Origin of the sequence: Neohoeflea coraliihabitans, assembly GCF_019334345.1 — a bacterium.
In the GTDB taxonomy this organism is placed as follows: domain Bacteria; phylum Pseudomonadota; class Alphaproteobacteria; order Rhizobiales; family Rhizobiaceae; genus Pseudohoeflea; species Pseudohoeflea coraliihabitans.
This window is the reverse complement of record NZ_JAHWQX010000003.1, coordinates 401,773-426,214: the sequence shown is the minus strand read 5'-3', so window position 1 is coordinate 426,214 and position 24,442 is coordinate 401,773. Positions and strand designations below refer to the sequence as shown.

Annotated in this window: 29 protein-coding genes and 1 tRNA gene; 14 read left to right on the top strand and 16 right to left on the bottom strand. The window is 62.8% G+C overall.

Annotated elements, in window-relative coordinates:
* The first annotated feature begins 99 nt into the window (after positions 1–99).
* The 3 genes from folE (at position 100) to KY465_RS13095 (ending at position 2,313) form a co-directional block, all read left to right on the top strand.
* On the top strand, positions 100–753 hold the full coding sequence (folE, locus tag KY465_RS13105; protein WP_219202756.1) for a GTP cyclohydrolase I FolE: 654 nt from the start codon (positions 100–102) through the stop codon (positions 751–753).
* 35 nt (positions 754–788) lie between these two features.
* On the top strand, positions 789–1,238 hold the full coding sequence (gene hisI, locus KY465_RS13100) for a phosphoribosyl-AMP cyclohydrolase (protein ID WP_219202140.1): 450 nt from the start codon (positions 789–791) through the stop codon (positions 1,236–1,238).
* A 109-nt stretch (positions 1,239–1,347) separates the two neighbouring features.
* A complete protein-coding gene (locus KY465_RS13095) occupies positions 1,348–2,313 on the top strand; it encodes a patatin-like phospholipase family protein (protein ID WP_219202139.1) in 966 nt (321 codons plus the stop codon).
* 109 nt (positions 2,314–2,422) lie between these two features.
* On the opposite strand, the gene KY465_RS13090 is transcribed toward KY465_RS13095, so the two are convergent.
* Together KY465_RS13090 and KY465_RS13085 are read right to left on the bottom strand one after the other, a co-directional pair.
* Positions 2,423–2,851 carry a CBS domain-containing protein gene (locus KY465_RS13090; protein ID WP_219202138.1) on the bottom strand — a complete coding sequence of 143 codons (429 nt, stop codon included), beginning with the start codon at positions 2,849–2,851 and terminating at the stop codon, positions 2,423–2,425.
* A 191-nt stretch (positions 2,852–3,042) separates the two neighbouring features.
* Positions 3,043–3,714 carry a rhomboid family intramembrane serine protease gene (locus KY465_RS13085; RefSeq protein WP_219202137.1) on the bottom strand — a complete coding sequence of 224 codons (672 nt, stop codon included), beginning with the start codon at positions 3,712–3,714 and terminating at the stop codon, positions 3,043–3,045.
* Positions 3,715–4,379: 665 nt separating this feature from the next.
* Between KY465_RS13085 and KY465_RS13080 the strand changes: the two genes are divergently transcribed.
* The 5 genes from KY465_RS13080 (at position 4,380) to KY465_RS13060 (ending at position 7,794) form a co-directional block, all read left to right on the top strand.
* Entirely contained in the window at positions 4,380–5,018 is a 639-nt protein-coding gene (locus tag KY465_RS13080) for a PAS domain-containing protein (RefSeq protein ID WP_219202136.1), read from the top strand.
* 239 nt (positions 5,019–5,257) lie between these two features.
* Positions 5,258–5,836 carry a carboxymuconolactone decarboxylase family protein gene (locus KY465_RS13075; RefSeq protein WP_219202135.1) on the top strand — a complete coding sequence of 193 codons (579 nt, stop codon included), beginning with the start codon at positions 5,258–5,260 and terminating at the stop codon, positions 5,834–5,836.
* A 151-nt stretch (positions 5,837–5,987) separates the two neighbouring features.
* Positions 5,988–6,599, top strand: a complete 612-nt coding sequence (locus KY465_RS13070) for a PilZ domain-containing protein (protein WP_255561657.1) — start codon at positions 5,988–5,990, stop codon at positions 6,597–6,599.
* Between the two features lie 209 nt (positions 6,600–6,808).
* Positions 6,809–7,135 (top strand): hypothetical protein, encoded by a 327-nt coding sequence (locus tag KY465_RS13065; RefSeq protein WP_219202134.1) that lies wholly within the window; start codon positions 6,809–6,811, stop codon positions 7,133–7,135.
* A 44-nt stretch (positions 7,136–7,179) separates the two neighbouring features.
* Positions 7,180–7,794 (top strand): transglutaminase-like cysteine peptidase, encoded by a 615-nt coding sequence (locus tag KY465_RS13060; RefSeq protein WP_219202133.1) that lies wholly within the window; start codon positions 7,180–7,182, stop codon positions 7,792–7,794.
* 195 nt (positions 7,795–7,989) lie between these two features.
* On the opposite strand, the gene KY465_RS13055 is transcribed toward KY465_RS13060, so the two are convergent.
* Both KY465_RS13055 and KY465_RS13050 read right to left on the bottom strand, forming a co-directional pair.
* A complete protein-coding gene (locus KY465_RS13055; protein WP_219202132.1) occupies positions 7,990–8,517 on the bottom strand; it encodes a gamma carbonic anhydrase family protein in 528 nt (175 codons plus the stop codon).
* 84 nt (positions 8,518–8,601) lie between these two features.
* On the bottom strand, positions 8,602–8,934 hold the full coding sequence (locus tag KY465_RS13050) for a DUF6949 family protein (RefSeq protein WP_219202131.1): 333 nt from the start codon (positions 8,932–8,934) through the stop codon (positions 8,602–8,604).
* Positions 8,935–9,033: 99 nt separating this feature from the next.
* Here KY465_RS13050 and KY465_RS13045 point away from each other — a divergent pair, with 99 nt between their 5' ends.
* A complete protein-coding gene (locus KY465_RS13045; RefSeq protein ID WP_219202130.1) occupies positions 9,034–9,780 on the top strand; it encodes a hypothetical protein in 747 nt (248 codons plus the stop codon).
* A gap of 152 nt (positions 9,781–9,932) precedes the next feature.
* Here the strand turns inward: KY465_RS13045 and KY465_RS13040 are convergent, their stop codons facing one another.
* Together KY465_RS13040 and cysE are read right to left on the bottom strand one after the other, a co-directional pair.
* Positions 9,933–10,136 carry a DUF3126 family protein gene (locus KY465_RS13040; RefSeq protein WP_219202129.1) on the bottom strand — a complete coding sequence of 68 codons (204 nt, stop codon included), beginning with the start codon at positions 10,134–10,136 and terminating at the stop codon, positions 9,933–9,935.
* A gap of 94 nt (positions 10,137–10,230) precedes the next feature.
* The gene (gene cysE / locus KY465_RS13035; RefSeq protein ID WP_219202128.1) at positions 10,231–11,055 is read right to left on the bottom strand and encodes a serine O-acetyltransferase; all 825 of its coding nucleotides are present in this window, start codon (positions 11,053–11,055) and stop codon (positions 10,231–10,233) included.
* A gap of 94 nt (positions 11,056–11,149) precedes the next feature.
* On the opposite strand from cysE, the gene KY465_RS13030 reads away from it, so the two are divergent.
* Positions 11,150–11,953, top strand: a complete 804-nt coding sequence (locus KY465_RS13030; RefSeq protein ID WP_219202127.1) for an enoyl-CoA hydratase-related protein — start codon at positions 11,150–11,152, stop codon at positions 11,951–11,953.
* Between the two features lie 32 nt (positions 11,954–11,985).
* Here KY465_RS13030 and KY465_RS13025 read toward each other — a convergent pair whose 3' ends face one another.
* Both KY465_RS13025 and KY465_RS13020 read right to left on the bottom strand, forming a co-directional pair.
* Positions 11,986–12,879: an alpha/beta fold hydrolase gene (locus tag KY465_RS13025; RefSeq protein ID WP_346432638.1), complete on the bottom strand. Its 894-nt coding sequence runs from the start codon at positions 12,877–12,879 to the stop codon at positions 11,986–11,988.
* Positions 12,876–13,667 (bottom strand): alpha/beta fold hydrolase, encoded by a 792-nt coding sequence (locus KY465_RS13020; protein ID WP_219202126.1) that lies wholly within the window; start codon positions 13,665–13,667, stop codon positions 12,876–12,878. The genes KY465_RS13025 and KY465_RS13020 overlap by 4 nt, the downstream gene beginning before the upstream one ends.
* Before the next feature lie 187 nt (positions 13,668–13,854).
* Here KY465_RS13020 and KY465_RS13015 point away from each other — a divergent pair, with 187 nt between their 5' ends.
* Both KY465_RS13015 and KY465_RS13010 read left to right on the top strand, forming a co-directional pair.
* Positions 13,855–14,100 (top strand): zinc-finger domain-containing protein, encoded by a 246-nt coding sequence (locus tag KY465_RS13015; RefSeq protein ID WP_219202125.1) that lies wholly within the window; start codon positions 13,855–13,857, stop codon positions 14,098–14,100.
* A 15-nt stretch (positions 14,101–14,115) separates the two neighbouring features.
* A complete protein-coding gene (locus KY465_RS13010; RefSeq protein ID WP_219202124.1) occupies positions 14,116–15,267 on the top strand; it encodes an FAD-dependent monooxygenase in 1,152 nt (383 codons plus the stop codon).
* A gap of 39 nt (positions 15,268–15,306) precedes the next feature.
* Here the strand turns inward: KY465_RS13010 and KY465_RS13005 are convergent, their stop codons facing one another.
* From KY465_RS13005 to KY465_RS12990, 4 genes are all read right to left on the bottom strand, one after another.
* The gene (locus KY465_RS13005) at positions 15,307–16,101 is read right to left on the bottom strand and encodes an amino acid ABC transporter ATP-binding protein (RefSeq protein WP_304650926.1); all 795 of its coding nucleotides are present in this window, start codon (positions 16,099–16,101) and stop codon (positions 15,307–15,309) included.
* An 18-nt stretch (positions 16,102–16,119) separates the two neighbouring features.
* Entirely contained in the window at positions 16,120–17,250 is a 1,131-nt protein-coding gene (locus KY465_RS13000; RefSeq protein ID WP_428983021.1) for an amino acid ABC transporter permease, read from the bottom strand.
* A 10-nt stretch (positions 17,251–17,260) separates the two neighbouring features.
* On the bottom strand, positions 17,261–18,469 hold the full coding sequence (locus tag KY465_RS12995) for an amino acid ABC transporter permease (RefSeq protein WP_219202122.1): 1,209 nt from the start codon (positions 18,467–18,469) through the stop codon (positions 17,261–17,263).
* Between the two features lie 120 nt (positions 18,470–18,589).
* Positions 18,590–19,612, bottom strand: coding sequence for an amino acid ABC transporter substrate-binding protein (locus KY465_RS12990; protein WP_219202121.1), 1,023 nt, complete (start codon positions 19,610–19,612; stop codon positions 18,590–18,592).
* Between the two features lie 329 nt (positions 19,613–19,941).
* Between KY465_RS12990 and KY465_RS12985 the strand changes: the two genes are divergently transcribed.
* Both KY465_RS12985 and KY465_RS12980 read left to right on the top strand, forming a co-directional pair.
* Complete coding sequence (locus KY465_RS12985; protein ID WP_219202120.1) at positions 19,942–21,129, top strand: cystathionine beta-lyase; 1,188 nt, start codon at positions 19,942–19,944, stop codon at positions 21,127–21,129.
* Between the two features lie 212 nt (positions 21,130–21,341).
* Complete coding sequence (locus tag KY465_RS12980; protein WP_219202119.1) at positions 21,342–22,253, top strand: hypothetical protein; 912 nt, start codon at positions 21,342–21,344, stop codon at positions 22,251–22,253.
* A 5-nt stretch (positions 22,254–22,258) separates the two neighbouring features.
* Here the strand turns inward: KY465_RS12980 and KY465_RS12975 are convergent, their stop codons facing one another.
* From KY465_RS12975 to KY465_RS12960, 4 genes are all read right to left on the bottom strand, one after another.
* A complete protein-coding gene (locus KY465_RS12975) occupies positions 22,259–22,717 on the bottom strand; it encodes a pyridoxamine 5'-phosphate oxidase family protein (RefSeq protein WP_219202118.1) in 459 nt (152 codons plus the stop codon).
* Positions 22,718–22,938: 221 nt separating this feature from the next.
* Positions 22,939–23,015, bottom strand: a tRNA-Arg gene (locus tag KY465_RS12970).
* Positions 23,016–23,066: 51 nt separating this feature from the next.
* A complete protein-coding gene (locus KY465_RS12965; protein ID WP_219202117.1) occupies positions 23,067–23,372 on the bottom strand; it encodes an ETC complex I subunit in 306 nt (101 codons plus the stop codon).
* A 177-nt stretch (positions 23,373–23,549) separates the two neighbouring features.
* Positions 23,550–24,392: an HTD2 family dehydratase gene (locus KY465_RS12960; RefSeq protein ID WP_219202116.1), complete on the bottom strand. Its 843-nt coding sequence runs from the start codon at positions 24,390–24,392 to the stop codon at positions 23,550–23,552.
* Positions 24,393–24,442: the final 50 nt, after the last annotated feature.

The window sequence follows — 24,442 nt, the reverse complement described above, 5'->3', positions numbered from 1 at the left end:
GCCTTCGCATGCAGGGGGCGAGATGCCATGCCAGGGCAGTCGAACACATCGCTCCACGCCATCTCGGGCGAGAAGGCCCAGAATATCACGGAGAAGAAGATGGACGCCATTGCGGACCGCGAAACGAAACTTGATCCGGCGCTCGAGGCGGCCACCGACCTGACCCCAGCGGCGCCACATGACCGGCCGAGCCGCGCCGACGCCGAAGACGCCGTGCGCACGCTGCTGCGCTGGATCGGCGAAGATACCGGCCGCGAAGGCCTGCGCGACACGCCGCGCCGCGTCGTCGATGCCTATCGCGAAATGTTCGGCGGCTATGATCTTGACCCCGAGGAAGCGCTCGGTCGCACCTTCGAGGAAGTCTCCGGCTACGACGATATCGTGCTGTTGCGCGACATCGAGTTCTCGTCCCATTGCGAGCACCATATGGTGCCGATCTTCGGCAAGGCGCATGTTGCCTATCTCCCCGATCAGCGCGTGCTCGGCCTGTCCAAGATCGCCCGTGTCGTCGACATCTTCGCCCAGCGACTGCAGACGCAGGAAGCCATGACGGCGCAGATCGCCCGCACCATCGATGAGACACTGCGCCCCCGGGGGGTGGCCGTGATGATCGAGGCCGAGCACATGTGCATGTCGATGCGTGGCATCCGCAAGCAGGGTTCGACCACCACCACCACCACGCTGACCGGTCTGTTTCGCTCCGACGCTGCCGAACAGACCCGTTTCTTCAACCTGGTACAGCGCCACAGCTGAGCGCAGTCGAACTGCGAGACGAAAGTTCAGGGCCCATGGTAACGCGTTTCCCCCCGCCTCTGGCTGACAAGCAGGAACAGGAAGAGGGCGATCGTCTGGCACCGCGCTTCGATTCCGATGGGCTGGTGACGGCGATCACCGTCGATGCCGCAGACAATGCGGTCCTCATGCTCGCCCATATGAACGCCGAGGCCCTCGCCCGCACCATCGACACCGGTATCGCCCATTACTGGAGCCGTTCGCGCCGCAGTCTCTGGAAGAAGGGCGAAACCTCGGGCAATCTCCAGCACATCGAGGAAATCAGCGTCGACTGCGATCAGGATGCGATCCTGTTGCGTGTCCGCGTCGCCGGCCATGATGCCAGTTGTCATACCGGGCGCCGCAGCTGCTTTTTCCGCTCCCTCACCCGCGGCGAGGATGGCAGCCTGCGTCTCGTCACCGGACAGGACCAGCGATTTGAACCCAAAGCCGTCTACGAGCGTTAACGTTGTGAGCTGCTTGGGCTGGACCGTGACGCCATCCTTTAACATATTGGAAACCATATAGGTCTCTACTGGGCAGTTAACGGAAACGTTCAGCGAGAGGAACGCACATATGCTGAACTGGGCCATACATCGTCAGCTCGACCCGTCCCGCGGTGGCGGTGGCGCGGGCGGTGAGACGTTGGAGCCCATTCCGCAGGAAGATCCGCCCAAGCCGATCGCCCTGGCGCTGGGCGGCGGTGCGGCGCGTGGCTGGGCGCATATCGGTGTGTTGCGTGCGCTCGACGAAGCCGGCATCGAAATCTCGATGATCGCCGGGACCTCGATCGGCGCACTTGTCGGCGGATCCTATCTTGCCGGTCGCCTTGACGAACTGGAAGAATTCGCCCGTTCCCTGACCATGCGGCGCATTGCCGGCTTTCTCGATTTCGCCGTCGGTGGCGCGGGACTGCTTGGCGGCATGCGCCTCAACGATCGGATGCAGCAGCACATGAAGGGTGTCGAGATTGAAAGTCTCGACCGCACCTTCGTCGCTGTCGCCACGGAAATCGAGACCGGGCACGAGGTCTGGCTGCACTCCGGCTCGCTGATCACCGCCATGCGCGCCTCCTATGCCTTGCCGGGCATTTTCGAACCGGTGACCTGCAACAACCGGACGCTCGTGGACGGCGCGCTCGTCAACCCGGTCCCTGTCTCCGTCTGCCGCGCCTTCGAGCAACCTTCGGTCGTCGCGGTCAATCTCCATTATGACCTGTATGGCCGCTCGGCGGTCGTCAAGCACATTGCCCGTGATGGCAGCGCCGAAGTGCTGCAGCCCGAACGCGGACGGTCCTCGCGCAAGAACCGCCTCGGCGTCACCGGCAACATGGTGCAGGCCTACAACATCATTCAGGACCGCATTTCCCGCGCCCGCCTGGCCGGCGATCCGCCCGATCTGTCGCTGCAGCCGCGCCTGTCCGATATCGGTCTGTCGGAATTCCACCGCGCCGCTGAAGCGATCGATCGCGGTTATGAGGAAACGACGCTCAAGCTGGCGGAGATCCGCCGCATGCAGCGCGCCGGTATTCCTGGATTCTGATTGCGGCAAGCGCCTGTCACAGCCACCAGCAAAGCCCCGGGCGCAGCCTCAGGCGCCCGGGGCCGTCGGATAGCGCGGCGCGCTCCGGCAGGCGGCGATCAGTTGGCAATCAGCTGGCGATGTAAGCCTTGATCTCTTCGGCTTCGCGCTCGATCTCCTCGATGCGGCGCCGCACCACGTCGCCGATCGAGATAATGCCGACGATCTTGCCATTTTCGACCACCGGCAGATGTCGGAATCGGCCGCGGGTCATGATTTCCATCACCTGATTGACCGTGTGCTCTTCGCTGCAGGTCACCACTTCCTTGGTCATGAAGGTGGCGGCGCTGGCCTCGAGCGCGGCGGCGGATTTTTCAGAAACGGCCCGCACGATATCGCGCTCCGACAGGATGCCGGCGATCCCATCCGCGCCATCGCTGACAACAACCGCTCCGATCTTTTGCTCCGAGAGAAAGCGCGCTGCGGAAATCAGCTCCATCTCGCGCGGCACGGTCACGACGTCGCGCCCCTTCTCGTCGAGAATCTGTCTTACTTTCACGCCGTTTCCTCCTCAGTTCCAGTCTGGTGCGGGAAAAGCCGTGCGGCCCTTCGCGAAGACACGTTCGCGGTCATCGTGCGCCAGATTGGCGGGCCTGACAAGACGTTACAGCAGCATGGCCACAGGTAAGGTGTAGGCTGCGGCCAATGCAACCGGACGCGACTATCCTCCGCCGCGCGCGGCTCGGGCGCTCAGCGGGGCTTCGCCACCGGATCAAACAGCGCAAACGCCAGAAAGCCGAACAGAAAGCCGCCGACATGCGCTTCCCAGGCGATCGCCGTGGCGCCATCACTGCCCGGGGCCACGCCGAATGCGGTGAGAAAATTGATGCCGAACCAGACCGCCAGAAAGGTGATTACCGAGCGGTTCGACAATGCGTCACGCACCGACAAGAGCGGCAAGCCCTCGCTCCCCGCCGGGATCAGCCCGCCCCGTCCCTGGAAAGCAAAGCGCGCCGCCGCGCCCATCAGACCCGACACCACGCCGGATGCGCCGACCATCACCGTCACCTCGCCCCAGTGCATCAGGCCGAAGAGACCGGCTGACGCCAGCGCCGATAGCACCCAGAAGAGGCTGAAGCGCAGCGCGCCGATGCGCCGCGCCACCACCGCGCCGAAGGCGGCCAGCCAGAAAGTGTTCAACAGCAGATGCATCCAGCCGCCATGCAGGAGGGAATAGCTGATCGGGCTCCACAGCCAGGCACCGTCCACCGCCGTGCCTTGCGCCGAGTAGCGGGCCGGAATGAACGCGAATTGGAAGAGAACCTCCCGCAGCATGGCCGGGCTGAAGACGAACGCCTGCAGCGCTTCAATCGCCACCATCACGGCGATGACGACAACGACGGCCGTCGGAAGATTGAACATCGGCTGCCGACCGCCACCGCCATCCGGAGCCCCCGGCCCGCCCGGCCAGTTCGGTCCACCCGAACCGGAAGGTCCTGTCGGCCCATCAGGCCCGTCCGGTCCGCCGGGCCGCAGCTCATCTCGCTCACCGTCCGCGGCGCCGGAACCGTTACCCCTTTGCATCGAGATCCGGCGCCATGAAGCGCCGCCGCGCGCAGTGGCGGGCAAGCGTGCGTCTGCACCTATCTCTAAAGGGTATCTAGGGCTCTCTGCGCTCTGAAATCGGGTGGGTATCATCGTGGTCTTTCGTCTGGCCGCGCGGCGAAGCTCGCCATGGCGTAAGGGGCACAGATGCGAAGTGCCCGTTTTGCCTGGCGACCGCAAGGCGATCGGAAAAAAAAGCCGCTCGCAATCTGCGAACGGCCACATGACGGACACTCCCGTCGAAACATTGTGCTGAAGGTTCCACCTTTGCGAAGCGCGCCCCAACCCGGCTGCCCGTCCCGGCTGCTCGACCCCGCGAAACCTGAGCCGGACCATGCCACCGGCCCCTTCGTCTTGCAATGAAAGGGGTCCGTTAACCTTAACGGAGGCAGCGCGGCATGGTCTTCGCATGGAAGGGTGAGAAACACGAAATCGATCCCGATCTGTGCCATGGCGGCACAGGCGCTTCTCGAAAGGTCCCAATGCGACACGCCAACTCGCTCGCCCTGTTAACTTATTGGAACCGCCGTCGCGGCAACCGGCCCTATCCTCTGCGCTCGGAAATCGAGCCCGGCGATATCGCACGGCTGCTGCCGCACGTCTTCATCGGCGAGCGCAGCACCGCGCAACCGGGCCGGCCGCGCTATACCTTTCGCCTGGCGGGCACCGCCATCTGCACCCTTGCCGGCGGTGAGCTGAAGGGCACCGCCGTGTCGGGGCTGTGGCTGAGCGAGAACCAGCGCAACATCACCAGCATCCTTGACGCCGCCGGCAACGGCACCCCGGTTGTTCTCGCGCTTGACGGCTTGTCGGAGGACGCCCGGGTTCTCAAGGCCGAGGCCGTGATCCTGCCGCTTGGCGGGCTCGACGGGCGCAGCGAGCGGCTGCTCGGATGCATCTCGGTCTTTTCCCCGCCCTACTGGATCGGCCATGATGTGCTGGCCGGTTTTGCCACCACCGGCATGCGCTTTCTCGATCCCGAAAAGACCCACCAGTTTCTCGAAAACAGGCCCGAGGTCGCCCTTCCCGCTTCACCCCACACGCCGGCCTTCGCGCCGACACAGGCCAACAAGCGCCATTCCGCGCGCCTGTTTCTGATCGAGGGCGGCCGCAAGGACTAGGGACAGGACCCATTAATCTCAGGATGCCGCATGACAGCTCCGCGCCCATTCTGACGATGCCGTCAAAGGAATCGAATGTCCCCATGGTGTGGCATCATGCGGCGATGTGGCTATTTCATAAAGGACCTGCTCGGGCCGAATCGGGTGCCTATCGAACAAGTTGACGAGCGCTTTCAGGATTGTCAGAAAGCAGAGCTTGGTAGTACGCTTCTTCCGAACGCGGTTCCCGGGAGCTGGGCATGTATATCAAGACAATCGAACCAAACGAGGCTACCGGAGATATCGCGAAACTCTACGATGCGGAAGTTGCATCGATGGGACGTGTCATGGAAGCGACCCAGTGTTGGTCAGCCCGACCCGACATCATCGTCCCGGTCGAGGCTCTCTTGCACCAGATCAGGGATGGTTTCTCCCTGGACCTCGTTGATTTCCGGCTTATTACCTTCGTTGCGGCGCGTCATGTTCCCTCCAGTTACTGTTCGCACGTATATTTCAAGATACTTTCGGAGATGCTCGATCGTGAAACCGCGCTCGCCGTTCATCAGGATTACCGGAATGCCGGATTGAGCGAGCGACGGGTCGCGATGCTTGAGTATGCCGAGAAGATAACCCGAAACTCGTCAAAAATCTCCGAGCAGGACATCGACAAGCTTCGAGCAGTGGGATTCAGCGACCTCAATATCGCTGACATCGCACTCGTGGCTTCGTTCCGGAACTTCATGAGCCGCTATTTCGACGCTGTCGGCGCATCTCCCGAAGCAGCTTTCCTCGACGCTGACCCGGCAGTCAGGGAAAAACTGGCCGTCGGTCGGAAATAGCCTCTTCCGCAGACTCCCATCCCTTAGGCAGGTTCACCCCTCCGCCGGCAAGAAATCTCGATCAAGCTTTCTGCAATATTCTAACGACTTGTTAAGTCGCGATACCTATCTTTCACGTATCGAATGGCGGACGAAGAACGAGACAACACCGATGCTGAATACAGCGGCCCGAAAACTTCGCGACAGCCCGGCTCTACCAAATCCCGGGCAGTACAACCGCGTCGGCGTCCATCTCCACGCCCGCCTCATGCGCGCCGATCATTCCGAACACGAATGCATTATTGAACTGATGTCGCCGGGCGACGCGGTCATATCCTGCGAGTCCCTCGCCGAGGTCGGAGAGCGCATCGTCGCCTATGTCGACCATATCGGCCGCATCGAAGGCCGCGTCTCGGAATCGGGCGAAGCGCGCTTCACATTGGCCTTGATGGCCACTGAGCGCAAACGCGACAAACTGGCCGCCCAGCTCACCTGGCTGGCCAACAAGCATGAGCTCGGCCTGCCCGAGGACCGGCGTCACGAACGCCTCTCCCCCGACCGCGCCGCCTCCGAAATCCACCTCGACGATGGCCGCCGCTATCCCTGCCGCATCATCGACCTTTCGATGTCCGGCGCCGCCGTGGAAATCGACGTGCGACCGGCAACCGGAACCATGGTCACCCTCGGCCAGATGCGCGGCCGCGTCGTGCGGCACTTCCAGGAGGGCATCGCCATGGAGTTTCTCCGGGTCTACACCCCCGAACAGGTGCGCCAATTCGTCTGACCGCCGCCATCCCGGCCGTCGCCAGCGCAACACCCACACCGCTCTTACCCAATCACGCCTCATGCCGAGGACGGCTGAAGCTTCCAGCGCCAGCGGAAGCAACGCGCGCCTTCACCCGCTCTGCAGCTTTCCTGTTACCGCGCGCGTGAGAAATATCGGCGTTCGCGAACGGGTGCTGATCTTCAGCGCTGCCAAGGAGCACCGCGAGCTTGGCCCCGCAGCTGCAAACAGGGTTAGCCGAACCTTTCCAAAAACAACCCGTCCACGCACCTTGTGATCAGTTTCGCAACAGCCTGCGCTTCGGCGCGACGCAATACGACGCCCTGTGCTGCGATCCGAAACCACTGCCGGCGTCCAAAACAGCGCTGAAACCGCCGGTTTCGCCGCAAAAACCGCCAAAAGCGCGAAAACCCCTACCGGAATATGAATGCAAAGCCGACATTTTTATACTTGTTCTAATCGTATTTAGTGCTTTTTTTCTGAGATTTCGCTGCGTGTTTTACTTTAAAGCTACTTCGCAAATCGACCTGATCTAAAAAGCTTCATGTGACAGTTCCCCTCAGAAACGGGGAGAACTGAAATGACGCCGACATTCTGTGCCAGACACCTTATACGCGCCGGCCTCGCGCTGATCGCCTTGTGCGCCATCACCACGACAGTCAGTGCCGCGCCGGTCAATCTGGTGTCCACCGGACGCACCAGCCCGCCGGTCGGTCACTACGAATTTTGCCGCAGCAATCCCGGAGAATGCCGTGCGCTTGGCCGCGATGCCGGCCCGATGCAACTGACCCGCGCCGCCTGGCAGCACATGCTGACGGTCAATGCCAGCGTCAATCAGCAGGTCGCACCCGATACCGATGAACGCATTTATGGTGTTGCCGAACTGTGGATCTATCCGGATGCGGTCGGCGATTGCGAGGATTATGTGCTGCTCAAGCGCAAGCGCCTGATCGAGCGCGGTTTCTCGCCGTCCAATCTGCTGATTACCGTGGTCCTGCAGCCCAATGGTGACGGCCACGCCGTTCTCACCGTGCGCACCGATTACGGCGACTACATTCTCGACAACATGCGCAGCGACGTGCGCCTGTGGTCGGAGACCGGCTACACCTTCGTCAAGCGCCAGTCACCGGCGCATGCCGGACACTGGACCAAGCTGGGGCCGGGCACTGCCAATTCCGTGGCCGCCATCCGGTAATACGTCAGCACTGCGGCCGCAGCCCAGCGGTTCCGCCACCAACCTGCCTGCCGCCGGAAACGGCAGGCCACCGAGATCCGGACCTGCTCACACAGTTCGGATAAACCGAGCCTGGAACGCACGGACTTCCCCAACTTTCCAGGCAAGAGCCGGCCCCAGTCCCCAGGGGTCGGCTCTTACGGTTTTTGAAAAGCTTCAGTCCAGCCGCCGCAGTCCCGCTGCGAATCGCCGTGCATTGGCGACATAATGGGCGGCAGCATGACGCAATTCCTCCTGCGCCTCCGCATCCAGCGTCCGTGCCACCTTGCCCGGCGCCCCCAGCACCAGCGAATTGTCGGGTATCACCTTGCCTTCGGTCACCAGCGCCCCGGCCCCGATCAGGCAATTATTGCCGATCCGCGCGCCGTTCAGTACCGTCGCCCCCATGCCGATCAGCGTATTCTCACCGAGCGTGCAGCCGTGCAGCATCGCCTTGTGGCCGATCGTGCATCCGGCCCCGATCGTCAGCGGAAAGCCGATATCGGTGTGCATGACGACATTTTCCTGCACATTGGTGCGCTCGCCCAGCGTGATCGGTTCATTGTCCCCGCGCAACACGACATTGAACCAGATGCTCACATCCTCACCGACGCGCACCTGCCCGATAACCGTCGCATTGTCGGCGATGAAACTGAAACCGTCGGGCAGCGTCGGCTGATGATCGTCCAGGCTGTACAAGGCCATAGGGTCCTCCATGTTGTCAGGGGTATAGCCGCTTGGCGAAAGGTCGATCAAGCCCGGCCGGGTTTCACGCCGGTCCCGTGCGCATCACCTGCCCGGGTACAGACCATACGACAGCAACTCAAGGGCAATGATGCCGATCAGCATCGCCCAGCCTCCGGCGATCAGAAAGAGCGTCAGGCACCACCCGGCATGCAACTCGCCCCGTCGGACCCCGGCAACCGTCACGCCGCATAAGAGCTCCGGACCGGCAAGGCTGGCAATCAGCAGGTCAGCGAACCGGAAAAGCTCGAACCCCTCACCGGTGTGAGCCGGCGGCTGCCAGCCGCCGATCCGCACCAGCCGCGATGCTATCCACGACACCGTCGCGCCAACCGCCAAAACGCCAATCGCAAGCTGTATTCCGGTCAAATTTACCATGCCTTAACCATGTTTGATCAGTGTTGAAACGACAGGCACGCAGCAAGAATCATGCCGCGCGCCAATGTGCCAATTTGAAACGCCAGTGCGGATCCGATCATGACCGAGCAGACGGCAGATTACGATCAAGCCCCTTTGCTGTCCCCGCGCTTTGTCTGGAAACTGACGGCGGGGGTGGCGGTGCTCTGCCTGCTCACACTTGCCATCAGCATCGGCGGCCGCATGTTCGGCCGGACGGTGCTGCTCGCCGGCCATACCGCAGAGACGCATCCGGTGCACATCCGGATCGGGGCGAACGACATCACCCTGCCGGCCAACGTCATCCGGTTCCAGGCGGAACGCCGCGATGGACCGCGCGATGCCGTTGATACCTATTTTGCCTGGCCGGGCATGCGCGGCTACAGCCCCCGGACGCGGCCGATTTTCGATCAGACCGATCCATCGAGCCGCGACAGGGGTTTGCTGTTCGCGTCCCTTGCACAATCGACCATGTCGCGCGACATGTCGGGCCGCTACCGGCCGATCTACAGCCGTCTCATCGAGGGTCCGGCGGCAGCCGGCCCGGGCGGCCTCGTCTCCTATCGCCTGCGCGCCACCACCGGCTATAGCAATGAACTGCTCTATGTCGATCCGGCTGGCGGCGACACGCCCTATGTCGTGCGCTGCCTGGTGGCAGCCCCCAACGAGCCGACGCTCGACACCATGACCGGCTGCCAGCGCGATGTCTTCATCGGCACCGGACTGACCATGACCTATCGCTTCTCGATCAATCTTCTCGCCCATTGGCGGCAGATCGAGATTGATCTGCGCAACCGCATGCAGACCGCTCTCTCGCCGTCGAACTGAAGGCCGCAACCAGCGCCCCCTCGCGCGACAACCGTTTCGGTTACTGCGCGATCGGCCGGTGCGGGTGTCAGCAAAAAGCCGCCCCGGTTTAGGAGCGGCTTTTTCACTGTCTGCTTGGCTCTTTCACGTCCATTCTCGGACGCCGCGGCGCCTCAAAGGTCGACGTCGAGTATCGCCATCGAGAAATTGTAGGAGCGGTCGCCGTCTTCGTCATCCAGGTAGAGAATTCCGAGAAATTCCTCGCCCAGATAGACCTCGGCCGAATCGTCCTTGCGCGGCCGGGCGCGCACCTCCAGCTGCGGGTTGAGAACGCGCTTGAAATAGGCTTCGAGCTTGCGGATTTCTTCTGGCTTCACGATCGGCTCTCCAAAGTCTGAATTGAGTGCGGGCTTGTGGCATGCCCGGCCCATGAAAGCAAATAGCCTGAAATCGCGAAACGAAAACCCCCTGTCAGGATGAGCCGCTCAAAAGTTGATCCATCGAGCGCGATGGTTCGCGGCAACCGGCCTCGCCGACAACCCGCGCCGGCACGCCGGCCACCGTCTTGCAGGCCGGAACCGGCTTGAGCACCACCGAGCCGGCGGCAATGCGCGAGCAATCGCCCACTTCGATATTCCCCAGAACCTTGGCGCCGGCCCCGATCAGCACACCATTGCCGATCTTCGGGTGCCGATCGCCCTCCGCCTTGCCGGTGCCGCCTAGGGTGACGCCCTGCAGGATCGAGACATTGTCGCCGATGCGCGCCGTCATGCCGACCACCAGCCCGGTCGCATGATCGAGAAAGATTCCCTTGCCCATCGGCGCGGCCGGATTGATGTCGGTCTGGAAAATCGCCGAGGCGCGGCTTTGCAGATACAGCGCGAAATCCACCCTGCCCTGTTTCCACAGCCAATGCGCCAGCCGGTGTGTCTGAATGGCGTGAAAGCCCTTGAAGTAGAGGACCGGCTCTAAGAACCGCGTGCAGGCCGGGTCCCGATCGTAGACCGCCTGGATATCGACGCGCAGGATCTTGCCCCATTCTGTGAAGGAGTGACGCATCTCGTGAAAGGTCTGGCGCAGCAGATTGGCCGGAATGTCGGGATGGTCAAGCCGCTCGCAAATGCGTTGCACCACGGCTTCCTCAAGCGAATCCTGGTTGAGGATCGTCGTGTACAGAAAAGCGGTCAGCAACGGATCCTTCTCCGCTGCCGCCTTCGCTTCACTGCGAATGCTGTCCCAGATCGGATCGATCGGTTCGATCCTGCGTTCGGTATCGGCGTGCGGCGTGGCCGGCATGGCGCTCTCCCGTAAATCGCGGCGCTGGTCGGCCGGCAATTGCTTCGGCCCTTAAGATAAGCGACAAGACCGAAAATACAAATGGACATCTCTTATGCATGCTTCAGAAAAATTGGCCGAGGGCGGCCTCGATCTGGCGGTTGAGGAGGGCATCGGCCGCCTGCGCCTTGACCGGCCGCACCGCAAGAATGCCGTCAATCAGGCAATGTGGCAGGCGATTCCGGCAGCGCTCGCCCTGCTGAGCGGCGACATGCAGGCGCGGATCATTGTCCTCTCCGGCGCCGGCGGAAGCGATTTTTCCGCCGGCGCGGATATCACCGAGTTCGATACCGTGCGCCGGGATGCCACAACCGCCCGCGCTTACGAACGGGCCAACTCCGAGGCCTTCGCAGCCCTCCGGACAGCATCGGTTCCGGTGATCGCCAGTCTGCGGGGCGTCTGCTTCGGCGGTGCTTTCGGCCTCGCCGCCGCCTGTGATCTGCGCATCGGAGACACATCCTGCCGCTTTGCCGTTCCAGCCGCCCGCCTCGGCCTCGCCTACCCCGCCGACGCTGTGGTCGATATGGTGACTGCACTGGGCGCACAGCGCGCCCGGCATCTGCTCCTGACCGGCGACGAGATGGACGCAGAAACCGCCCTTGCCGCCGGCTTTCTGCTGACGCGGACCACGCCCGACGCCCTTGAGGCGGAAACAGTGCACCTCGCCCAGCGCATCGCCAGCGCCGCGCCGCTGTCGATCGCTGCCGCCCGCGCCACGGTGGCCGCCGCCCTGAGCGGCGATCAGGAGCGCATGCACGCCGCGCGAGAGCTCGGGGACACCACCTTTGAAAGCGCCGATTATGCCGAGGGCCGCGCCGCCTTTCGCGACCGGCGCCGCCCCGTCTTCACCGGCCGCTGAAGAACCGGGGACACCTTCTATCCGGCAAGCTTTTACGCCGCCGCAAGACTGTCGAGAAAACCGGCAATCGCATCCGTGAAGACGTCGTTGCGATCGCCGGCCACCATGTGCCCGGCGCCCGACACGTCGACATAGCGCATCGATGGTACGAGGGCGCGAAAAGCGTCCACCGCCGCCTCGGAAACGAGTTCCGACTGCTGGCCACGCACCAGGAGCACCGGCATGTCCAGCTGCTGTGCCGCTTGCACGAGATCCTCCTGGATCGCCGCATCTCCGGTGGAAATCGGGCGCGGCCCCTTCAGGAAGGACGGGTCCCAGTGCCAGCGATAGCGCCCGTCCGGATCCCGCCGCAGGTTCTTGGCAAGCCCCGCCAGGGAACGCGGCCGCTTGCGGTTCGGCAGATAGGCCGCAATGGCGTCGGCCGCCTCCTCCAGCGTCGCAAACCCCTCTTCCAGCCGCTCCGCCATGAACCCCTGCACGCGGCCAATGCCGTCCGGGTCCATATGCGGCGTGATGTCCACCAGCACCAGACCTGCCAGCACCGCATTGCCGGCATGCCGCACGGCGAGCAGGCCGGCGATGCCGCCAAGCGACGCGCCGACCAGCACCGGCGGGCGGCCGCAACGGGCCGTAATCTGTTGCGCCAAGGCGATCGCGTCCAGGGCGAAATCATCGAACGCATAAGCGCCGCTCGGCACCCAGGCACTTTCGCCGTGGCCCCGCTGATCGACGGTAAACGCCCGATGCCCATTCGCAGCGAGACGTCCCGCCGCGCCGCCCCAGGCATACCGGGTCTGACCGCCGCCATGCAGCAACAATACCGGCGCCCCGTGTACCGGCTCCTCGCTCGGTCTGATCTCGTCGGCAATCAGCGCATTGTCTTCCGCGCCGCGGAAACTGAGCGTCTCGCTAATCGGTTCGCTCACGCCTTTGCCTCGCCATGCTCGCCGAGAAAGTCGAGAACCGCCGCCTTGAACGACTTGTCGCCGACCGCCAGCATGTGATCACGACCGGCGATCTCGAAAGCGCGGCCATTCGGCAGCATGTCGGCCAGTGCGCTGGCAGAACCGGCAATTTCGTCCTTGCTGCCGACGCCGACCAGCGCCGGGGCCTGCAGCTGCTCCAGCTGTGCCGCCGTGACCTCCTTGCGCGAAGTGCGGATGCACGCGGCAAGCGCCTTGCGGTCGCTGCCGGTCTGCTCGGCAAAGGCCCGGAACATGCGGCCGCGCTCATCCTCCACATCGTCCAGCGATGGCGCCAGCAGCGCCGCGGCAATCGCGTCCCAGTCGCCGACCCCGTCAACCAGGCCGCTGCCAAGGCCGCCAAACACCACCCGCGCGACGCGCGAAGCGTGATCGAGCGCCAGGAAGCAGCTGATCCGCGCGCCCATCGAATAGCCGAACACATGCGCCCGCTCGACCCCTGCCGCATCGAGAACCGCCGCCGCATCCCCCGCCATGATTTCCGGCGTATAGGCGGCCGGATCATGCGGCTTGTCAGAGTGTCCATGACCGCGATTGTCGAGCGCGATGACGCGATAGCCGCCGTCCCCGAGCGCCTTGAACCAGCCGGGATGCACCCAATTCACATGTGCGGTCGAGGCGAAACCGTGGATCAGCAGCACCGGAAAGCCGTCCGGAGAGCCGCCCTCGTACCAGGTGATGCTAAGGGCGCCATTGTGCGCCACCTTCGGCGCGTAGGGTGTCAGGTTCATGATGCATCCTTTTTCTTCCGCCTAGCCGAAAATGCATCTCTTGCAAAGCCGGGATACGGATAGCGCAACCCGCGCCGGGCATTTCAAACCAGATTCCGCAGCTGAATTTCGCCCTACACATTTGCCGGAACCGCGTATATGGTCGCCGCGAAAATCATGCCAGGAAAACGCTGCGACGGAGACGATGATGGCCGGCGACCGGATCCCCCATTTCCAGAATGAAGACGGACATGCGTCGATCGAGATCGGCGTCAAGGAATTCATGTGCGTTGGCGCCAATCCGCCCTTTGACCATCCGCACGTCTTTCTCGACATGGGATCGGACGCCGAGAAGGTCTGCCCCTATTGCTCGACACTCTATCGGTTCAACGACACGCTTGATGCCGTGACCACGATTCCCGCCGGCTGCAGTTTCCGCCAGCTGGTTGCCTGACCGCTGGCCGGCGCCATGGCGCCTCCTCCTCTCCACATCGCCGGGGCCGGGATCGCCGGCCTGACAGCCGCCCTGGCACTGAGCCGCCGCGGCTTCAAGGTGTGCATTGCCGAACGCGCCGACCGGCTCGCCGAAGTCGGCGCCGGCCTGCAACTTTCTCCCAATGCCAGCCATGTGCTCGAGGCCCTTGGCCTCGGCCCTGCCCTTGCCAAGGTGATGCACCGGCCAGCGCGGATCACCCTCGCCGACGGCCGCTCTCTCGCCACGCGCGCGATGCTGCCGGCCGGCATCTTTGCCGAACAGCGCTGGGGGGCGCCCTACGGCGTTCTGCATCGCGCCGATCTGCAAACCATCCTGTTCGACGCGGTCGAGGCCGATCCGGCCTGCGATCTGCAATTTGGCCGCCCCGTCTCACCACAGGACCGCACAGCGGCCGTCACGGTTTTCGCCGATGGCGTCTGGTCGGACAACCGCAGATCAATTCCCGGTGCCGGCCGCCTCGTTCAGACCAGGCACACGGCCTGGCGTCTGACGCTGCCGGCGACCGCCCTGCCCGCCGCCGTCGATCCGGCCAGTGTCAGCGCGTTTCTCGGGCCTGACAACCATCTCGTCGCCTATCCCGTCCGCCAAGGCGAATTGATCAACCTGGTTGCCATCACCACCGGGACGATGGCTGAACGAAACTGGGCCGGCAATGCCGGTCACGACGGGCTTCAGCAAGCTTTTCGCCGCTGGCATCCCGACGTGCGGCGTCTTCTCGAAGCCACGGACGAGATCACCTGCTGGCCCCTCCATCAAGTGACCGATGGCGCCTATCACGATGGAGCTGCAAGACTGCTGATCGGCGATGCGGCGCATGCCATGACGCCGTTTGCCGCCCAGGGCGCCGCCATGGCCATCGAAGATGCCTGGGAACTGGCCGCTGCCCTCGCCATTCAAGGACCGGATGCATCTGCGCAAAGCCACCGGCAGGCCTTGCAGCACTGGCAAAGCGCTCGGCGCGCCCGCATCGCCCGTGTGCGCCGCCGCGCCGCCCTCAACCGCTTTGCCTACCACGCAAGCGGGCCATTTCGCCTCGGACGCGATCTGGTGCTTTCGCGGCGCAGCCCGCAAAAGCTCGCCGCCGATCTCGATTGGCTGTATGGCTGGCGCGGCACGGAGCTATGAAGGACGGCCGCTCGGGGGCGACCGCCGCCGGTTTTTGCCCTAGTGCAGGATCTGGCTGAGGAACAGCTTGGTCCGCTCATGCTGCGGGTTGTCGAAGAACTCGTCGGGTGCGTTCTGCTCGACGATCTGTCCCTGGTCCATGAAGATCACCCGGTTGGCGACCTGCCGCGCAAATCCCATCTCGTGCGTCACGCACAGCATGGTCATGCCTTCTTCCGCCAGGCCGACCATCGTGTCGAGCACTTCCTTGATCATCTCCGGGTCCAGCGCCGAGGTCGGCTCATCGAACAGCATGATGCGCGGGCTCATGCACAGCGAGCGCGCGATCGCCACGCGCTGCTGCTGTCCGCCGGACAACTGGCCGGGATATTTGTGCGCCTGCTCGGGAATCTTGACCCGCTCGAGATAGTGCATCGCCACTTCCTCGGCTTTCTTCTTCGGCATCTTGCGCACCCAGATCGGCGCCAGCGTGCAGTTCTCGAGAATGGTCAGATGCGGGAACAGGTTGAAGTGCTGGAACACCATGCCGACTTCGCGGCGCACCTCGTCGATCTTCTTGATGTCGTTGGTCAGTTCGATGCCATCGACGATGATCTTGCCCTTCTGGTGCTCTTCCAGCCGGTTGATGCAGCGGATCATCGTCGATTTGCCCGACCCGGACGGCCCGGCAATGACGATCCGTTCGCCGCGCATCACCTTGAGATTGATGTCGCGCAGCACGTGGAACTCGCCGTACCACTTGTTCATGTTGATGATTTCAACGGCAACTTCGGTGTCGGAAACCTGCATGTTCGAGGTTTTGACGGGCGCCGTGGCGGTGCTCTGGTCAGCCATTTGCTGTTCCCTTTTTGATTAGCTTCGGTGTCCGGTGTCCAGGCGCCGCTCCATGAAGACGGAATAGCGTGACATCGAGAAACAGAAGATGAAGTAGACGAAGGCAGCGAAGATCAGACCCGTGGCCGGCGTCACCGGAGTGATCCAGTTCGGGTCGGTGAAGTTCTGCTGCACGATGCCGAGCAGGTCGAAAATGCCGATGATCAGCACCAGGCTGGTGTCCTTGAACAAGCCGATGAACGTGTTGACGATGCCCGGGATAACCAGCTTCAGGGCCTGCGGCAGGATGATCAGACGCATGCCTTGCCAATAGGTGATGCCCATGGCGTCAGACGCTTCATATTGCCCCTTGGGGATGGCCTGCAGCCCGCCGCGCACCACTTCCGCCATATAGGCCGAAGCAAACAGCGCCACGCCGATCAGCGCCCGCAGCAATTTGTCGAAGGTCACGTTTTCCGGCAGGAACAGCGGCAGCATCACCGAGGACATGAACAGGACGGTGATCAGCGGCACCCCCCGCCAGAACTCGATGAACACCACCGACAGCGTCTTGACGATCGGCAGATTGGACCGGCGCCCGAGCGCCAGCAGGATGCCGAAGGGGAAGGACACGACGATGCCGACGATCGCCACCACCAGAGTGACCAGCAGCCCGCCCCAGCGCGAGGTCTCGACCGGGACAAGGCCGAACTGGCCGGTCAGCAGGATGAAGGCGAGGATCGGGAATACCACCAGCAGATAGATGGCGTTCTCGCGCTTGTACGGCACGCTCGGAATGGCGATCGGCACCAGACCGATGATCAGCAGAACCGCCGTCAGATCGACGCGCCAGCGCTCCTCGAGAGGATAGCGGCCATAGATGAACTGGCCGAACTTCGCCTCGACGAACGCCCAGCAGGCTCCGACATCCGGTCCGAGACAGGCCTCGCGGCCCTCCCCGGTCCATACCGCGTCGATGAACAGCCACTGCACCATCGGCGGGATCATCCACACCAAGAGCAGCAGCACCACGATCGACAGCACGGTGTCGCGCGGCGTGGCGAACAGATTGGTCCGCATCCAGCCGCCGAACCCGCGCTGTGATGTTGGCGGCGGAAGTTGCGGCAGCTCTTCCCGGGCCACGTAATAGAACGGATTTGCGCTTTCGATACCGGGCATCTTAACGCTCCACCAATGCGACGCGGGAATTGAACCAGTTCATGAAGGCCGAGGTCAGAAGCGAGATCCCCAGATAGACGAGCATCGTGATCGAGATCACCTCGACCGCCTGGCCGGTCTGGTTGAGCACCGTCCCGCCGAACACCGCCACCAGATCCGGATAGCCGATGGCCACCGCCAGCGACGAGTTCTTCGTCAGGTTGAGATACTGGCTGGTCAGCGGCGGGATGATCACCCGCATGGCCTGCGGAATGATAACCAGCCGGCTCGTCAGGTTGGGACGCACGCCCAGCGCGAACGCCGCTTCGGTCTGCCCTTTCGGCACGGCAAGGATACCGGCACGCACGATCTCGGCGATGAACGAGGCGGTGTACAGCGACAGGCCGAGCAGCAGGGCCATGAATTCCGGCCGGATAACCCAGCCGCCGGCCATGTTGAAGCCCTGAAGGCTGGCGTATTCGAGATAGAACGGAAAACCGCTGATCAGCAGAGCCAGGAGCGGCAGGCCGAACAGCAGGCCAAGCCCGGTCCACAGAACCGGGAAGCGTTGCCCGGTGGCCATCTGCCGCTTGTACGACCAGCGGCCGATCACGAACCACAGGGCCAGCGCCACGAGAACCGAGATGAAGACGATCGCCGAGCCATCTTCGGGCACCAGCCGCGGCAGATAGAGCCCGCGATTGTTCAGGCTCCAGACAAGGCTGACATCCTGTTCGATCCCCGTCTGCCGGGGTGACGGCAGCACCGCGAGAACGGCCTTGTACCAGAACAGGAGCTGCAGCAGCAGCGGGATGTTGCGCAGCGTTTCGACATAGACGGTCGCCAGCTTGCGCACCAGGTAATTGCGCGACAGGCGCGCCAGCCCGACGATGAACCCGACCACCGTGGCAAGAAAGATGCCCATGGCCGCCACGACGAGCGTGTTGAACAGTCCGACAAGGAAAGCGCGGAAATAGCTGCTGTCATTGGTGTAATAGATCAGCGACTGGCCGATATCGAAGCCGGCGCGCTCATTGAAGAATCCGAAACCGGAAGCAATACCGGCGCGCGCCAGATTGTTGGCGGCATTGGAGATCCCGACATAGACAAGATAGCCAACAATCAGGATCAAGATCACCTGAAAGAACAGGCCGCGCACCTTTGGATCGTAAAAAGGTGATACGCGTTCGCTGTCCTCGGCGCCGTCTGCGACGCCATCGGTATGAGCCATTAAAACTGTCCCCATTTTGATATCCGGTTGTTGCCACCGGATTGATCGTGAAGCCGCCCCTACGGGTCATTCTTCATGTCGAAACGGCGCGGGGAAATCCCCGCGCCGTCCCTTGTTCGTTTAGCGTACCGGCGGAGCGTATTGCAGGCCGCCCTTCGACCACAGTGCGTTCAGGCCACGGGCAATGCCGAGCGGTGTCGTTTCACCGACATTGGCCTCGAAGACCTCACCGTAGTTGCCGACATGCTTGATCACCTGGTAGGCCCAGTCGTTGGTCAGACCGATGTCCTCGCCGAACTTGCCTTCCTTGCCGAGCAAACGCATGACGTTCGGATCCGTGGATTCGCGCATCTCGTCGACATTCTCCGACGTGATGCCCATTTCCTCGGCATTGATCATCGCGAAATGCACCCACTTGACGATGTTGAACCACTGGTCGTCGCCCTGACGGACGACCGGGCCGAGCGGCTCCTTGGAGATCACTTCCGGAAGAACGATGTGCTCGTCCGGCGAACCAAGGCCGAGACGGATCGCGTACAGGCCGGACTGGTCGGTCGTGTACACGTCGCAGCGGTTGGAATCATAGGCTGCGTTCACTTCTTCAAGCTTTTCGAACACGACCGGGTTGTAGGTCATGTTGTTGGCCTTGAAGTAGTCCGTCAGGTTCAGCTCCGTGGTCGTCCCGGTCTGCACGCAGACCGAAGCGCCGGACAGCTGCAGCGCCGAATTGACGCCGAGCGACTTGCGCACCATGAAGCCCTGGCCGTCATAATAGTTGACGCCAGCAAAGTTCAGGCCGAGTTCGGTGTCGCGCGACATCGTCCATGTGGTGTTCCGCGACAGAAGGTCGATTTCGCCCGACTGCAGCGCCGTGAAGCGTTCCTTCGCTGACAACGGCGAGAACTTCACCGCGTCCGCATCGTTGAACACCGCAGCAGCGACCGCGCGGCAGAGATCGACGTCGATGCCGTTCCAGTCCCCGGCATCATCCGGTGCGGAGAAGCCGGCCAGGCCGGTCGACACGCCACACTGCAGGAAGCCTTTGCCCTTCACGTCATCGAGTGTCGCGGCAGAAGCAGCCGTCGCGCTCAAACCGGCGGCGACGGCTACGCCGGCGACAGCCGACAGGATCGAATACTTCATATGATACAACCTTTTTTCTGTTGCCCTTTTACAGGCGCCCACAGACGGGCGACAGCGTTGATCCACTGCCCTCCCGTGGCGCCCGGGGCCCATACCATTCCGAATTGACCTATGCGTCAAGTGTTCCTCCGCGAAAACGCTCCGAATTCAACTAACAGCTGATGATCATTCACATATGGACGCAGCGCGAAGACGGTCTGACGCCATCGTCGAAAGTCCGTTGATACCCCTGCTCTTCATGGTTGTTTCCGCCGCACAGCCGCGTTAAGCGTGAGCAGGTTTTCATGCGCCACCACGCAGAAAAAAGCGGCGAATCGGACAGGATCAGGATGAGCAAGAAAGATTATCTGGCGCAGGCAGGCGTCAACACGCGGCTGACCAAGATCGGGTATGAACCGAGATCATTTCACGGCTTCGTCAATCCGCCGGTCGTGCATGCCTCGACCGTGCTTTTTCCCGATGCGGGGACCATGGAACGCGGAGATCAGGCCTACACCTACGGCACGCGTGGCACGCCAACCACCGACGCCCTGGCGTCCGCCATGGACGCCCTGGAAGGATCGGCCGGCACCGTTGTCGTTCCGTCCGGCCTCGTTGCGGTGACACTGCCGTTTCTTGCCTGCCTGTCAGCGGGCGATCATGCGCTCGTCGTCGATTCGGTCTATGGTCCGACCCGCCGCTTCTGCGACACGATGCTCAAGCGCCTTGGCATCGAGATCACCTATTACGACCCGATGATCGGCGCGGATATCGCCAGCTTGATGCAGCCGAACACCCGGCTCGTGCACACCGAGGCGCCCGGTTCAAACACCTTCGAGATGCAGGACATTCCTGCCATTGCAAAAGCGGCACATGCCGGTGGCGCCGTCGTCACGCTGGACAACACCTGGGCGACACCGCTGTATTTCCGGCCGCTGGAGCATGGCGTCGACATTTCGATCCACGCCGCCACCAAGTACCCTTCCGGCCATTCCGACACTCTCATCGGCACCGTCTCGGCCAATGAGCAATGGTGGCCGAAGCTGCATGACGCCTTCGTGACGCTGGGGGTGTGCACCAGCTCCGAAGATGCCTACACGACCCTGCGCGGCTTGCGCACCATGGGCGTACGTCTCGAGCGCCACGCCAGCAGCGCGCTCTCGCTTGCCCGTGAACTCGAGACACGCGCCGGCGTCGCCCGGGTTCTCCATCCGGCGCTCGAATCCTTTCCCGGCCACGCGCTCTGGAAACGCGATTTCTCGGGATCGAGCGGCATCTTCTCGATCGTCCTCGACATCCCCGATCAGGCGCGCCACAAGCCGGCGGCCCACGCCTTTCTCGATGCCCTGCAGTTTTTCGGCCTCGGTTACTCCTGGGGCGGCTACCAGAGTCTGGCCGTGCATGTCTGGCTCGCCGACCGAACCGTCGCCAAGGCCCCTGCGGAGGGACCGGTCATCCGCCTGCAGATCGGGCTTGAAGACGCCGAGGATCTGCTCGCCGACATCGATCGCGGCTTGGCGGCGGTGCGCAGCGCCTGAGAATCAAACGCTATCTTGGTTTCGGCAGGCGCAATGCGGCCTTTCCGCCAGCCCGCCTGCGCACAAAAATGCCGGATTCCGATGGGAGGAGAACGAAGCCGTAAGAAACCGTGGCATTGGACTGGCATTCCCAGCGCCAAAAATGATAGTCTTTCGAATTATTCTTTCATTTATCTATTTGATATTTCTAATATATTTAAGGCTTCTCACAAATGTCTGCGCATATATTTGCCCATTCCATGTGGCGCACCGGCTCGACGGCACTCGCCCACTGTTTCCTGCAATCTGACGCCTACATGGTCTTTTATGAGCCCTTCCACGAATATATCGGCTCGGAAAAAGCAATTCTTCACCTAAGGGCGAAGTCTGCAGCCACCGCGCGAAACCTTCGCCATCCCCGCTGGGAAGGCGGCTATTTCGACAACTATCTCCTCAAGGATCCTGAGACCGGTCAGACGCTCTCCGCCCTGTTCGATCGCTCCGCTTCCGAACAGACCGTCTATGCCGACGCGCCGTCAGACCGGACGCTCGCCTATCTCGACGCCTGCCGGCGGGTCGCCGAACATCACGGAAAGCGGGCCTTTTTTGGCTTTTGCCGGTCCGGCACGCAAATGCGCGGCATCCCGTTGCGGCCGGGCGAAAGGGCGTTTTACCTGGTGCGCGATCCTCAATCTCAGTGGCGCAGCTATGGCTGGCCGGCCAACCGCTATTTCGTCAACAAGTCCTACGCCCAGGTCGCGGCCTCTCCGAACATAAGCGCTGCTCTCGGTCAGATCGAGACCATACGACCACGCCTTTGCGGCCGCCTCCTGCGCCGCCTGCCGACCCTCGCCACCAATGATCGCCTCATCAATTTCGCGTGCCGGAACCTGTCAGCGACCGATGCGCGCCTTCTCCTGGCGGCAACCCATGCGACAACGCTGCAGGCGGCACGCGAGATCGGCCTCGAGATCCTCTCGGTGACCGACATCGCGACCGGCAGCAATGCCGGCCGGGATTTCGGAGCAAGGTTCGAGGTCAACACGCAGACGCTGCAGCCGCTTCCCGGCTCACAGGACCAGGAGTCAAATGCACTCTCGGGGAGTGGAACGCCCGGTCACTGCGCGGGATCGCACCGGAATTAGCGCGCTCAGAAGCGGACGGTGTAGTGATCGCCCATATCCGGGGTGTCGCCGGTCATCTTGGACTTGGCCATTTCCACCATGAAGCCGATCGAGTTGGTCGTCTCCCAGATCTCGGCTTCGGACGGGATGAATTCGATCAGGCGGATATCCGGGTCATCGATCCCGTCGAACCAGCTGGAGGCCACGGGATTCCACAGATCCTCGAGCTTGCCGCGATCGCTCGACAGGCTGGCGCGCCCCTCGATGCGGGCATAGACATGATCGGCACCGGTGACGATCAGCGAGCCATCGCTCTGCCCGGCATCAAGCGCCTCGACAAGATCGGTGCCGGCCGCGCCGATGAACCACATCCGGTTCCTGTCCGCCTCCGGGTAAGGCGACATCGGGACGTGCCGCGCCGAACCGATGGACAGCATCGCGGCCCGCACATCATCCATTGCTTCCCAAAAACGTTTGTCCGACATGAAAACTTCCTCGCTGGTTGCTGCTGCGCCGCGCCGTGGCCAAGCCTTGATCACCGCGGCACTTCTCATCTCCCAACGCGCGACGCAAAGCCTTCGTTGCATCGCACCGCGGCGGGCACATCCAGCCCGCGGCAAAACAAGGACGAATAACCCCGCACCTCAGGTCTCGGTGCGGGATTAATTCGAAATAATTAAGCGAATTCAGCGCATTAAAAAATAGATGGCGACCCCTGCAGGATTCGAACCTGCGACCATCGGCTTAGAAGGCCGGTGCTCTATCCAGCTGAGCTAAGGGGCCACTCGTAACTGCGCCACGCCAGGCGCGGCGCGCTGCTGATCTTTCGGAAGGTCAATGCGTCCAGGGTTGCCGGCGGTCATAGCGGAAATTGTCCGCATAAGCCATCTTGCGGCGTTTTGCCACTTTCGGCTCGACCACACGATAGGCAATGCCATGCTTTTTTGCGTAGGCCACCGCTTCGTCGAGCGAATCGAACCGCAGATTGATCTGCTGTTTCATGTCGCCGGATGACGTATATCCCATCATCGGGTCGATCTTGCGCGGCATTTCCGGATCGAATTCCAGTTGCCAGTGACGCGTATTGCCGCGGCCCGATTGCATTGCCGTTTTTGCAGGCCGATAGATTTTCGCCGACATGCCTTGTCTCCGCCTTCATTCTCGCGCGCTCGCGGCGTCAAACGCTGCAGGCGAGCCCGCGGTTCCGCACGCGCCTGCACCCCCGTCGTCGCCGCGCGGGCTCATGCAAGCTGTTTGTCCGCCCCGGCAGGCGATGTCAAGCTTGGCGATCCCGGTCAGCGCCGGGAAACCAGCGTCCTAGCCCTCTGCCTGGCCGGACATGTGAATGCCGCCGGCGCTGCGCGTGTGAAAAGAGCCGGCGTCCTGCGGCGCCACGCAGACATCGAGTCGCCGCCCGCCGATTGCCGGTAACTGGCCGCGATAGCTGAAACGCGTCGGCGTATGACCCAGCGTCGTCGCGACCCCGTTGAGCAGCAGGCTGGCCTGCAAAGGCCCATGCACCACCAGCCCCTCATAACCCTCCACCTCGGTGGCATAAGGCAGATCGAAATGGATGCGGTGCGAATTGAACAACAGCGAGCAATAGCGCACCAGAAGCGTCGGCGGTGTCTCCACTTGCCACAACACCGGCAACCGGTCCGGCTCGGCGCCGGTTTTCGCCTTTTGGCCGGCCGCGGGTTTCGCCTTGGGCTCGACCGGCGCCCGGTAGACGATGTCCTGCCGCTCGCGAATGGCCACGCCGCGATCGGTGTCATAGACATGGTCGACGGCCATGAACCACAATTCGCCGCTGCGTCCCTGCTTGTGCTGAATGTCCGACAGTGTCGTTGTCCGCCGCACCTTGTCTCCGATGCGCAAGGGAGACACGAATTCCAGCGATCCGCCCGCCCACATGCGCCGCGGCAAGGGCGGCGGCGGCAGATGCGGATAGGTCTTCGGGTGTCCATCGTCACCGAGTTCGGCCATCGGCGCTTCGGTCGGAAACAGGCACCAGTGGCTGGCCAGCGGCGCTTCGCCGTCACCCACCTCGGCCAGATACGGCGCGAGGGTGGCCCGATAGGTGGCAATCAGCCGCTCCGACAGCACTTCCTCGGCAACGAAAGTGCGCCCCTTCCAGCTGTCGATGTCCTGTTCGTTCATGATCTCTCCTCAAATGAAGGGCCGGCGGTGCCCATCTGGTCTGTCGCTAG

Excerpts from the sequence above, each read along its gene's own strand:
- folE (WP_219202756.1), top strand. The coding sequence starts at position 100 with ATGGACGCCATTGCGGACCGCGAAACGAAACTTGATCCGGCGCTCGAG.
- hisI (WP_219202140.1), top strand. The coding sequence starts at position 789 with ATGGTAACGCGTTTCCCCCCGCCTCTGGCTGACAAGCAGGAACAGGAA.
- KY465_RS13095 (WP_219202139.1), top strand. The coding sequence starts at position 1,348 with ATGCTGAACTGGGCCATACATCGTCAGCTCGACCCGTCCCGCGGTGGC.
- KY465_RS13085 (WP_219202137.1), bottom strand. The coding sequence starts at position 3,714 with ATGTTCAATCTTCCGACGGCCGTCGTTGTCGTCATCGCCGTGATGGTG.
- KY465_RS13080 (WP_219202136.1), top strand. The coding sequence starts at position 4,380 with ATGCGACACGCCAACTCGCTCGCCCTGTTAACTTATTGGAACCGCCGT.
- KY465_RS13075 (WP_219202135.1), top strand. The coding sequence starts at position 5,258 with ATGTATATCAAGACAATCGAACCAAACGAGGCTACCGGAGATATCGCG.
- KY465_RS13070 (WP_255561657.1), top strand. The coding sequence starts at position 5,988 with ATGCTGAATACAGCGGCCCGAAAACTTCGCGACAGCCCGGCTCTACCA.
- KY465_RS13060 (WP_219202133.1), top strand. The coding sequence starts at position 7,180 with ATGACGCCGACATTCTGTGCCAGACACCTTATACGCGCCGGCCTCGCG.
- KY465_RS13055 (WP_219202132.1), bottom strand. The coding sequence starts at position 8,517 with ATGGCCTTGTACAGCCTGGACGATCATCAGCCGACGCTGCCCGACGGT.
- KY465_RS13050 (WP_219202131.1), bottom strand. The coding sequence starts at position 8,934 with ATGGTAAATTTGACCGGAATACAGCTTGCGATTGGCGTTTTGGCGGTT.
- KY465_RS13045 (WP_219202130.1), top strand. The coding sequence starts at position 9,034 with ATGACCGAGCAGACGGCAGATTACGATCAAGCCCCTTTGCTGTCCCCG.
- cysE (WP_219202128.1), bottom strand. The coding sequence starts at position 11,055 with ATGCCGGCCACGCCGCACGCCGATACCGAACGCAGGATCGAACCGATC.
- KY465_RS13030 (WP_219202127.1), top strand. The coding sequence starts at position 11,150 with ATGCATGCTTCAGAAAAATTGGCCGAGGGCGGCCTCGATCTGGCGGTT.
- KY465_RS13020 (WP_219202126.1), bottom strand. The coding sequence starts at position 13,667 with ATGAACCTGACACCCTACGCGCCGAAGGTGGCGCACAATGGCGCCCTT.
- KY465_RS13015 (WP_219202125.1), top strand. The coding sequence starts at position 13,855 with ATGGCCGGCGACCGGATCCCCCATTTCCAGAATGAAGACGGACATGCG.
- KY465_RS13010 (WP_219202124.1), top strand. The coding sequence starts at position 14,116 with ATGGCGCCTCCTCCTCTCCACATCGCCGGGGCCGGGATCGCCGGCCTG.
- KY465_RS13005 (WP_304650926.1), bottom strand. The coding sequence starts at position 16,101 with ATGGCTGACCAGAGCACCGCCACGGCGCCCGTCAAAACCTCGAACATG.
- KY465_RS12995 (WP_219202122.1), bottom strand. The coding sequence starts at position 18,469 with ATGGCTCATACCGATGGCGTCGCAGACGGCGCCGAGGACAGCGAACGC.
- KY465_RS12990 (WP_219202121.1), bottom strand. The coding sequence starts at position 19,612 with ATGAAGTATTCGATCCTGTCGGCTGTCGCCGGCGTAGCCGTCGCCGCC.
- KY465_RS12985 (WP_219202120.1), top strand. The coding sequence starts at position 19,942 with ATGAGCAAGAAAGATTATCTGGCGCAGGCAGGCGTCAACACGCGGCTG.
- KY465_RS12980 (WP_219202119.1), top strand. The coding sequence starts at position 21,342 with ATGTCTGCGCATATATTTGCCCATTCCATGTGGCGCACCGGCTCGACG.
- KY465_RS12975 (WP_219202118.1), bottom strand. The coding sequence starts at position 22,717 with ATGTCGGACAAACGTTTTTGGGAAGCAATGGATGATGTGCGGGCCGCG.
- KY465_RS12965 (WP_219202117.1), bottom strand. The coding sequence starts at position 23,372 with ATGTCGGCGAAAATCTATCGGCCTGCAAAAACGGCAATGCAATCGGGC.
- KY465_RS12960 (WP_219202116.1), bottom strand. The coding sequence starts at position 24,392 with ATGAACGAACAGGACATCGACAGCTGGAAGGGGCGCACTTTCGTTGCC.